2 protein-coding genes are annotated in these 834 nt (G+C 46.5%); both read right to left on the bottom strand.

The features are described from left to right. Positions 1-72 precede the first annotated feature (72 nt). Complete coding sequence (locus R7O13_RS25640; RefSeq protein WP_005457235.1) at positions 73-225, bottom strand: hypothetical protein; 153 nt, start codon at positions 223-225, stop codon at positions 73-75. Between the two features lie 202 nt (positions 226-427). Then, positions 428-834: sugar-transfer associated ATP-grasp domain-containing protein (locus R7O13_RS25635; RefSeq protein ID WP_318305041.1), on the bottom strand; the 407-nt coding region annotated here is incomplete at its 5' end.

Here is an 834-nt window from a genome sequence, read left to right as displayed (position 1 = left end):
GTAGGACGACAGTCTCGGCTTTTTCGTGAGCACTTAGACCAATAGCAGGGAGTATTGGAAATAATCTAAGCGCTATTCCTCTGAAATATCGGTTCCAGCTTCGATAATTTCAGCAAGCTCTTCAAGTGCTTGAACCGAAAGCTCAGACAAACGCTGTAAGTGTTGGTCAAAAGTTTCCTGGTCTACAAGCTGTGGTTCATTATTATTTGTTTCTTTTGTTAGCATCGCCCAACCTCTTTAAGTTGAGTAAGGGGAGTAAACATCATACTCAATGGGCTCAGTGGAAAAGAAACGATCTATGTTGATTTTGTTAGCTCGATCATTGATTCAAATGATGAAACCGGCGAAATGAGATAGGAAGGGGAGTGAAAACGATGGCAGAAAGAAACACGATAGCAACCATGTGCTGATTGCTAGCTGGTAAGCTTTAGAACTTTGGTTTTACACCAAACTGCTCAACCGCGTAGGCTACGCGCTCTATAGGCTTAGGGTACTCCGCTGGAGTGCCGAGGCTTTCAATATGCTTCAAGCGAGGAAGCAATCCTGCTCCGTTCGCGATTTGAATAGCCAAACCAGGACGAGCATTCAGCTCAAGTACCATCGGACCTTCTTCTTTGTCGAGAACCATGTCGGTGCCCATGTAACCAAGCCCCGTCATTTCCCAAGCACTTGACGCAAGTTCTAGCAAACGCTCCCAATGAGGCACTTGCAGAGTCGATAAATCTTTACCCATATCCGGGTGGTGCGTTACTGGTTGGTCGAATTGCACCGCACGAATGGCTTTGCCTGTTGCGATATCAATGCCGACACCGACCGCACCTTGGTGAAGGTTAG

The organism is Vibrio sp. Y176 (assembly GCF_033438945.1).
The sequence above is the reverse complement of the archived record's forward strand: the minus strand, read 5'-3'. Positions and strand labels throughout refer to the sequence as shown.